The organism is Teichococcus aerofrigidensis (assembly GCF_054073225.1).
The window spans coordinates 1-6800 of sequence record NZ_JBSXMU010000152.1; the positions used below are offsets into that span (position 1 = coordinate 1).

A 6800-nucleotide genomic window follows, 5' to 3' on the forward strand; every position below is an offset into this window, starting at 1 on the left:
AGGCGCTCCACCGCCGCCGCCGGCAGCAGCGTGCGGGGCGCGCCGGCGGCTTCTGGCCGGGGTGCGTCGGGCCCGCCGCGCGCGGCCTGCCGGATCGCCCGGACCGTCAGTTCCCCCCGCTCGGCCAGCTGCATCAGCCGCTGCCGCACCGGCCCCTCCTCGAGCCGCGCAAGCTCGACCAGCACGTTACGGGGCAGCCGCGCCATGCGCGCCAGGAACGCCTCGGGCAGGGTCAGCAGGCGCAGGGTGGCGCTGATCTCGGCCGGGCTCTGCCCGAGCAGCCGCGCCGCCTCCGCCTGGCTCATGCCCTCGCGCGCCAGCAGGCGCTGCACGCCGCGCGCCGCCTCCACCGGCGCGAGGTCGGCGCGCTGCAGATTCTCCAGCAGCGCCGCCAGCTCGGCATCCCCCTCATGCTCGATGGCCAGCAGGCTGCTCCAGCCATTCTGCCGCGCCGCCCGCCAGCGGCGCTCGCCCGCCACCAGGACCCAGCCGCCCGGCCGCTCCGGGTCCCGGCGCAGCAGGACCGGCTGCAGCTGCCCCTGCGCCGCCATGGTGGCGGCGAGGGCGGCGAGGGCCTCGGGGTCGAAATGCCGGCGCGGCTGCGCCGGGTCCGGGCGGATCCGCTCCAGCGGCGCCTCGAAACTGTGCCGGAAGCGGCTGTCCCGCGGCACCAGGGCCGCCGAGGCCTCGCCGATGGCCGACATCGCCGCCCCCAGCACCGGCGAGGCGGGCCGGCGGCGCGGCGGGGCGGGCCGCGTCATGCCAGCGCCTCCTGCGGCGGGACCGAGGCCATCTGCGGCAGCGGCCCGCCGGCCATCAGCGCCGCCCCCCGCCGGCCATAGACGGCGGGCGCCGCCGCGCCCGGCGAGGCCTCGAGCGCGATCCGGCCGTTGCGCGCGGCATGGCCGAAGACCGCGCTGGCCGGCACCGGCTCCAGCACCGGGGCGCGATCGCGCATGATGCCGACCAGCTGCTCGAGCACCTCGCGGTCGACCGATTTGCGCGCGCCGTACTGGGTCGGCAGGATGCCGGCCAGGCGCAGGCCCGGATTGAGCCGCCGCTGCACCTTGCCGATGGTGGTGAGGATCAGCCCGACCCCCATGCTGTCATAGGGCTCGGTGCGGACGGGGATGATGACATCCTCGGCCGCCGCCAGCGCCATCACCGTCAGCATGCCGAGATTGGGCGGGGCGTCGAGCAGGATGACGTCATAGCGGTCGCGCACCGTCTCCAGGCTCTCGCGCAGGGCGACGTCGAAGCCCGGCTCGCGGCGCCCGTCGGTCTCCGCCAGATCGATATGGCTGGGCGCCAGATCGAAGCCGGCGCGGCCGGCCAGCAGCGCGTCCTCCTGCCCCAGGATGGCCTGTTCCAGCGGCAGGTCGCGCAGGATGACATGGGCCATGGTGCGGCCCTGGCGATAGGCCTCGACACTGTCGCCGGCGAGCAGGGCGACGGTGGCCGTGGCCTGCGGGTCGAGATCGAGGAGCAGGACGCGCGCCCCCGCGCGCGCCAGCCCGCAGGCCAGGTTCAGCGCCGAGGTGGTCTTGCCGACCCCGCCCTTCTGATTGGCCAGGGCCAGGATGCGGGCATGGCGCGGCCGGCCGTGCGCCAGGCCGCGCAGCGCCTCCGCCACCTCCTGCGGAACCGGCTCATGGCCGTTCTCCCAGCGCGAGACCTTGGGCTTGTCGTAGCTGCGCCCGAGCGACGCGTTCAGCCGGTCCTTCAGCGCCGACTGGCTGAGCCGCAGCTGCCGGCGCAGCCCGCGCAGATCCTCACCCCGCATCCCGCCCCCCTGACCCCCTCGGCCGCCGGTTCTGACGTCAGAACCGGGCTTGCCGGTATCCCCGGCAGGGTGGCAGGGCCGGGCATGACCGTCAACGTCAACAGCAGTGGTTGACCGTTGATGAGGTCAGTGGGGCCACGCGGCCTTCTGACGTCAGAAGACCGGGCGCGGCGCGAACATCCGCCGCTGGCACTCGGCAACCGCCGCCTCGAGCCCTTGGCAGGTCCAGCGCGCCACCAGCCGGGGCTGTGGCGGCGCGGCCTCCGACGGGGCCATGACCGCGGCGAAGGGCAGGCTTTCCAGTGTGCAGTAATAGGGGCGCGGCTGCCCCGGATGCTCGCGGATATAGGCGGTCTGCACCTCGCTCCAGGGCTGCTCCGCCGTCACCGGACCGGTCGCGCTGAGCTGGGAGCAGACCCAGATCCCCGGCAGGCCCGGCTCCCGCGCCATGGCAACGAAGGCGGGCGCCAGGCAAAGGGTCGTGCTGTCCGGCGCCGGGCGTTGCGCCGCGCCGAGCGCCGCGGTGATCGCCGCCAGCAGGCCGGGCGCCTCGCCCTGGGTGACCATCCGCTCCGGCGCCCCGGCCTGCGGCAGGAGCGGCCGGGTCTCGGTCGTCCAGGCGATCGCGCCTTCCTGCCAGTCGTCCTGCGTGCCGCGCAGCAGGCAGTGGTGGTGGTGCCGGGCCAGCCCCGGCGCCTCGGCCGTGGCGGTGGTGAAGGCGCAGGCGCGCCACACCGGGCCGGGCAGATCGCCCCGCCCCTCGATCTCCACGAAATGGGGCGCCACGAAGCTCGGATAGCGCAGACCACTCATGGCCCGGCTCCGGCCGCTGACAGAACTTTCCACGACATGCCCGGGACTCCCGCATGGATCACGCGGAGATTATCGCGGAAGGGCGCCCGAGCGAGGCCGGACGGTGCCTCGCGGCTTGAAAAAATCTCTTTTTATGTACAAATCCCTAAAAGGTTTCCAGGTTCTTTATCCCCTGGTTCCTGAAGGGAGCTGCGGATGCGGCCGGTTTGTCTCGTCATCCTGTTGCTGCTGTCGTTGGCCGCCGCCCTAGCGGGGCTGACGTTCGGCCGGTCCGGCAATGCCGCGTCGGAGACCAGCCTGTGCCACCAGGCCTCGGCCAGCCTGTCGCCAGGTCAGCGGGCCGACTGCATGGCGCGCGTCTTCCGGCAATAGCGGGTCTCGCGCCGGGTCGGCCACGCCCGCGGCCGTCGGGCCCCCAGGCGGGGTCCGGGCGGGCCCCGGGCGGGCCGGAGGCCCTCAGCCGCCGCTGGAGGGCGGCAGGGCGCGCAGCACGAAGAGGCGGTGCGAGGCGATGTCCACCATCCGCCGCATGCGCTCCAGCCAGGCCTTCTCGGCCTCCTGCTGGCTGTGGAAGGGACCGTGCAGTTCCTCCGTTCCGGCCTCGAGGTCGGTGAAGCTCGTGTCGCGGAAGATTCCGCCCCAGACCACCCAGATTTCGTGGCTGCTCAGGGGATCGTTCATGCTGGGTCCTTCCATTCTGGCGGGCCGTTCCGGCGGAGAGTGTGCGGCCAATCCGCCGCGCCGGTTAACGCGCGCAACGTATGCGGATTTTCATCCGTTTGGCAGGGCCGGAGCGGCTCGATCCCCCTCTGGAATGAAACAGCCACCCGTCGGCCTGAAGCAGGGCGATGCCTAGGGCGAGGATCGCCAGGCCGGCCAGCATGGCTTCCTCCGGCAGCAGCCAGGGAGCCAGGTGATGGCCGGGGGCCAGCAGCAGGATGCTGCCGAGCAGCAGCAGCAGAAACGGGCCTGGTCGCTTGTGGATCGGCATCGGGTTCTCCCTCGGGCTCGGCGTCTCTCCTATCATTTTTCGCACAATCCCCGCAATTTTTTTGTCGCTCCTCGCGCGCTTTGCCCGCGGCGGAGAGGATGAAGCGGCGCAAGAACACGCAAGAACTCCGGTTCAGAACTGAAAAGAAGATTCAGTAAATCAACCTTTGGTTGATATCTCGAATCCTTGCTCCCTGCCTGCTTTCGTCTTTACGCCGACACTGCCTGCGGCGGCCGGGCCTTCCGTTGTGCTGTTCCCGACAACCCCGTTCCATGGCCATCCCGGCTTCGCGCCGTCGCGGCCCGCCAGAAGTGTTACAAAGTTATAAGAGTCTTAGAGTCATACAGTTATGCCCCCCGAATTCCCCTTCAGGATCATGGGGTTGAGGGGCCTTTGCGTCGGCGTCACGACGAACTTGCGTCGGCGTCACGACGAACTTGCGTCGGCGTCACGACGAACTTGCGTCGGCGTCACGACGAGGATTTGTCGGCGTCACGACGAGTGGCTTTTGCCCTGTCGGCGTCACGACGAATGGGGCTGTGGATAAAATCTCCCGCTCACGAGCCTGGTACGAGCCGGGCCCGGCGGGAGGGATGTCGGCGTCACGACGAATCCCCAGGTCAAAAAGACTCGTCGCCACGCCGACAGGCCGGATGGCGATGCTGGAAACCGGCCGCCGCCACGGGCACAAGGGAGGCGCAGGACACGCGGGGCCGATGGACGAGCAGCAGGCTTTCAACTTCTCCGGGATCACCGACAGCCCGCTGGTGGGGAAGGTCAAGGGCGACCGCAACACCATGGTCTACAACTTCTTCTCGCTGCGGCGGGAGAAGGAGACCGAGCTGCCGCGCTACGATGACGGCACCACCTGGATCGAGGTGGTCGGCACCAAGCACGGCGTCGCCTCGATCTGGGACAAGGAGCTGCTGGTCTATTCGGCCTCGCTGATCGCCGACAAGCTGAACCGGGGCGAGAATCCCTCGCCGCGCATCACCTTCACCGCGCACGACTTCTTCGTCACCACCGGCAGCACGCCGGGCGGCTCGGCCTATGAGCGGCTGGAGGAATCCCTGGCGCGGCTGAAGTCCACCTTCATCCGCACCAATATCGAGACCGGCGGGGAGGGGGAGGATCGCGGCTTCGGCTGGCTCGACGAGTACCGCATCCTCTATCACCGCCGCGGCCGCGAGGGCGCCAAGCAGATGCGCGCGGTGGAGCTGACCCTCTGCGCCTGGCTGTTCCGCGCCATCGTGCAGGACAAGCACTTCCTGACCTACAGCCCGAAGTATTTCGAACTGCCGCCGGTCGCCAAGCGGCTCTACGAGATCGCCCGCAGCGGCCCGCCGGAGGGCTTCCGCATGAACCTGGCGAAGCTGCGCAACCGGGTCGGCACGACGCAGGACCTGCGCCGCTTCAAGGCGGAGCTGGCCGCCTATGCGCAGCACCGGCGCAGCCTGCCGGGCTATGGCATCGCCCTGATCGACCCGCGGCTCCGGCGCGCCCTCGACAAGGGCTTTCCGCGCCCCTCCGGCACGGCGCCGCTGAAGTCCTGGCTGGTCGCCTTCTACCCGACCGGCAACCTCACCGCGCTGCTGCCGGTCGAGGCCATGCCGCTGCTCGAGGAGGACGAGGCCGAGCCGGCGGCGGAGGCCGCGGCCGTCCCCTGAACCGTCCCGGGAACCGCCCCTCGGGCCACCCTCAGCCGGACAGCCGCCCCTCGCGGCCCAGGATGCTGATCATCGCCTGCAGCCGCACCGCCTGGCTCTCCAGCAGCGCCGCCTCGCCGGCCAGGCGGTCGGTGGTGTCGGTCAGGTAGCGGGCGGCATCGCCCAGCCGCGCCTCGCCGCGGGCGAGGCCGGACTGCTGCGCCAGCAGGGCGGCCAGGACCTCCGGCAGGCGCGACAGGGCGGGCGCCGCCGTGCCGAGCTGCGCCGCGCAGGCCTCGACGCGCGACAGGGCCTCGGCGGGCAGGGCCGCCTCCAGGCGGTGCAGCGCCGCCTCCAGCCCCGGGGGGGGGGGGGGGGGCGCCCGGCCGCGGCGGCCCCCCCGCCAGCGGGGTGGCCGCCAGCGCCAGCAGCGCCGCCGTCCAGACCAGGGCGGGAGCCAGAAGCGGCGCGACATCCCGCGCCGCCGGGACGCCGCCGGAGGCCGTGCCGGCCGGGATGCCGGACAGGCTCTGGCCCGCGGCCAGCAGCAGCAGCGCCGCGGCCAGCCACCAGCACGGGCCAAGCGGCCGCGCGGCGCCGGTCGCGGCGGGCAGGAGGGGCGCGGGGAGGGAAGGGAGAAGCGGCATTCTGCGTCGGCCTCGGCCTGGGGCGGGAGGGCGAGGCTATGCGAAATTCGTGAAGGAGAGAAAAAGCCGGGGGGAAGAACTCCCGACGGGCACGGCAGGACCGCCTGAGTCCTGGCATGGATGACGCAGGAAACCGGCCTGGTCAGGCGGCGCGGCGTCCGATTACCCCCGATAATGTCCGCTTATCGCGAGGCTGCCGGCCGGGCCGGCCGGTCGCCCCATTTCAGGCGGCGCGGCTCCCTAGTCCTGGCCGCGGCCGAAGACCCGCGCCGGGGCGGGCGGCATGCGCAGGTCGGGATCGCCGCCATCGGCCTGTTCGAGATGCGACTTCACGCTTTGCAGCGCCGCCTCCAGACCATGCTCGGCCGCGGCCCGGGGGCTTTCCCGCTCGGTCGGGTCGGCCGCCGGCGCGGTCTCGACCTCGAGGCGCAGATGCAGCGTGGCGATCGGGCCGCTGCCGGTGACGTGCCAGCTGCCCGCCGGCGGGAAGGACCATTGCAGGCGGCCGGTCGCGGCATCCGCCCGCAGCCCGTCCTGCGGCAGCGGTCCCTCCTCGCGGCGGAGCTGCGGCAGCCAGTGCCGCAGGTGCCGCGGATCGGCGAGATAGGCAAACACCTCGGCGGCGGGGCGGGCGATGCTGATCTTCTGCTCCATGGCGCGGCTTCCTTCCTGCAGCCGGGCAACGCCGCGCCCGGCGGGGGGTTGCCGGCCGGCGCCCCCAGCCGTCCCCTGGCGCCCCCTGGCGCCCCCTCAGGGGGCGCGCCTCAGGCGGCGTCGAGCAGCAGGGCCGGGCGCGCCGTGGTGAAGCCGAGCGACAGGGCCGCCGCCTCGGCCAGCCAGGCCCGGAACAGGATCTGCCCGTCGAACGGGCCGTCCAGCAGGCCCTGGGCCACGGGCAGGGCCTGGCGCCGGGCCTGGGC

9 protein-coding genes are annotated in these 6800 nt (G+C 72.5%); 2 read left to right on the plus strand and 7 right to left on the minus strand.

Annotated elements, in window-relative coordinates:
* The 3 genes from ACVMLK_RS19020 to ACVMLK_RS19030 all read right to left on the minus strand — a co-directional run.
* Positions 1–761 (minus strand): ParB/RepB/Spo0J family partition protein (locus ACVMLK_RS19020; RefSeq protein ID WP_457487295.1); only part of this gene is annotated, 761 nt, incomplete at its 3' end.
* On the minus strand, positions 758–1783 hold the full coding sequence (locus ACVMLK_RS19025) for a ParA family protein (RefSeq protein WP_457487296.1): 1026 nt from the start codon (positions 1781–1783) through the stop codon (positions 758–760). The genes ACVMLK_RS19020 and ACVMLK_RS19025, both read right to left, overlap by 4 nt.
* Positions 1784–1936: 153 nt before the next feature.
* Positions 1937–2596, minus strand: a complete 660-nt coding sequence (locus ACVMLK_RS19030) for a hypothetical protein (RefSeq protein ID WP_457487297.1) — start codon at positions 2594–2596, stop codon at positions 1937–1939.
* Positions 2597–2791: 195 nt separating this feature from the next.
* Between ACVMLK_RS19030 and ACVMLK_RS19035 the strand changes: the two genes are divergently transcribed.
* A complete protein-coding gene (locus ACVMLK_RS19035) occupies positions 2792–2968 on the plus strand; it encodes a hypothetical protein (protein ID WP_457487298.1) in 177 nt (58 codons plus the stop codon).
* Between the two features lie 84 nt (positions 2969–3052).
* Here ACVMLK_RS19035 and ACVMLK_RS19040 read toward each other — a convergent pair whose 3' ends face one another.
* Both ACVMLK_RS19040 and ACVMLK_RS19045 read right to left on the minus strand, forming a co-directional pair.
* On the minus strand, positions 3053–3277 hold the full coding sequence (locus ACVMLK_RS19040; protein WP_422926067.1) for a DUF4170 domain-containing protein: 225 nt from the start codon (positions 3275–3277) through the stop codon (positions 3053–3055).
* 64 nt (positions 3278–3341) lie between these two features.
* Positions 3342–3587, minus strand: coding sequence for a hypothetical protein (locus ACVMLK_RS19045; RefSeq protein ID WP_422926069.1), 246 nt, complete (start codon positions 3585–3587; stop codon positions 3342–3344).
* 716 nt (positions 3588–4303) lie between these two features.
* On the opposite strand from ACVMLK_RS19045, the gene ACVMLK_RS19050 reads away from it, so the two are divergent.
* Positions 4304–5254 carry a replication initiator protein A gene (locus ACVMLK_RS19050; protein ID WP_422926071.1) on the plus strand — a complete coding sequence of 317 codons (951 nt, stop codon included), beginning with the start codon at positions 4304–4306 and terminating at the stop codon, positions 5252–5254.
* A gap of 31 nt (positions 5255–5285) precedes the next feature.
* On the opposite strand, the gene ACVMLK_RS19055 is transcribed toward ACVMLK_RS19050, so the two are convergent.
* Positions 5286–5708 carry a hypothetical protein gene (locus ACVMLK_RS19055; RefSeq protein WP_457487299.1) on the minus strand — a complete coding sequence of 141 codons (423 nt, stop codon included), beginning with the start codon at positions 5706–5708 and terminating at the stop codon, positions 5286–5288.
* Positions 5709–6120: 412 nt separating this feature from the next.
* Positions 6121–6534, minus strand: a complete 414-nt coding sequence (locus tag ACVMLK_RS19060) for an SRPBCC family protein (protein WP_422925929.1) — start codon at positions 6532–6534, stop codon at positions 6121–6123.
* Between the last annotated feature and the right edge of the window lie 266 nt (positions 6535–6800).